The sequence below is a fragment of the Bacillus sp. AP50 genome (assembly GCF_040492675.1).
In the GTDB taxonomy this organism is placed as follows: Bacteria; Bacillota; Bacilli; order Bacillales; family Bacillaceae_G; genus Bacillus_A; species Bacillus_A cereus.
Window position 1 is genome coordinate 1 of record NZ_JBEUTW010000769.1, and the last position, 1,687, is coordinate 1,687.

Below are 1,687 nucleotides of genomic sequence, written 5' to 3' on the forward strand. Positions count from 1 at the left end.
ACTACATACGATAAGCACAAACAAAACTAATAAACCATTTGAGAAATAACCCATTAAATACTACCCCTTTATTAAATTATGTAAAAGATTTTATCATAAAATGATTTACAACTTAATAACTGAAAAAGACATTGTATTCATTAGTTATATACGTTTAGTAATATTTTATATTCGGTTATATTCTCGTTCCCTGAAATTGCTTATCATACTCTTCTACTTCAGTTCATATAAGTTCAAAATATTAAATAATAAATCAAGAAGACCTCCACCTTACGAGGTCTTTTTTACTTATTTTCCAAATACACTAATTGATTCTTCCTCAATTACAAGTAAACAATTAGCATATTACATGATTTAATATCCCAATAACCAATTCAACTCTATTAATTCGGTTCGACCTTAATATCCCCCTTTTATTCCAAAAACTCAATAATTGTTTCACATACTTTATCCGTCTCCTCGATATCTGGGAAATGTCCACTATTTTCAAATATAACAAGTTTACCATTTTTCAATTGTCTCGTTATTCTATAACTCATTCCTACACCCGTGTTATAGTCATGCGCTCCAACTATGACACACGTATCAATTTCTAAACCTTTAATACGCTCAATAAGCGGTAAAGATGATTTTGTTCCAAAAATAACTTTGCTCATCTTCCCTGTATTACTTAACTGACTTTCCTCCCAAAGACTCCGATTTAGCTTTGCAAATTCTTCATTTTTAAACAATAATCGATCTACAGCTTTTGTATCAACTATACTCCAAACTTGATTATACCTTTCTTTTAAAGGAATTTCTGACTTACTTATTATCAATATTTCTTCTTTCATTTCTCCTTTCGTTACTTGTAGAAAACCTTCTATCTGCACAGTATACATATCATTTAAATCATCTAACGATGGTGCTTGTAATACCATTTGTTCAACATTTTTCGGATATTTCAAAGCATACTCTAAACAAAGTTGTCCACCAAAAGAATATCCTAACAAATTTATCTTCTCTACATGTAATTGCTTTCTTAATTCCTCTAAATCTTCGACTAGAGTATTGATTGAGTACTCACCGTCATCTTGTGGTGCCTCACTTCTACCACATCCTCTTTGTTCATAATAAACAACAGTCATATTTTCTTCTAACCTCAACCCAAGTGTTCTTTCGAATACATAATGATTGCCACCTGGACCACCATGTACAATAATGAGAGGAACTGTATTATGAGCTGCCCCTGCAACTTTACACCAATGCAATACCCCATTGCTTTTCAAATAGTGTACACCATCTTGCAACATTAACTGATTCATTTATCCTCTCTCCTCATCGCTCACTTATTACTATCTAAATGTATAAGTTCTGACCATTCACACTTTTCCCCTTTATATCCTTTAGACACTATCCTCATTTATATGAATAGCTTTCTTATTCAAAAATAGATTTTTAAAAATTCCTACTCCCACAATTAATAAACCTATACCAACTAATTTATTTATTTGTAATGGAATGCTCTCCATTCCAAATAATCCAAATGTATCAATGCATAACGCAACAACCAATTGAGTAATAAGACTAATTAGCACCGTATATGCTGGACCTAGACTCTTTATTGCACCCATTATACAAATAATTAACCCGATACCAAACAGTCCACTTACATAAAACAAATAATTTGCAGTATACACTTTAATGC

The 1,687-nt window shown here is 31.4% G+C and carries 2 protein-coding genes; both read right to left on the minus strand.

Going from position 1 to position 1,687, the window contains the following annotated elements; translation table 11 throughout:
• Positions 1–413 precede the first annotated feature (413 nt).
• On the minus strand, positions 414–1,304 hold the full coding sequence (locus ABWK52_RS29340) for an alpha/beta fold hydrolase (RefSeq protein WP_001072690.1): 891 nt from the start codon (positions 1,302–1,304) through the stop codon (positions 414–416).
• Between the two features lie 81 nt (positions 1,305–1,385).
• A partial coding sequence (locus ABWK52_RS29345) for a DMT family transporter (RefSeq protein ID WP_353772379.1) occupies positions 1,386–1,687 on the minus strand: 302 nt, incomplete at its 5' end.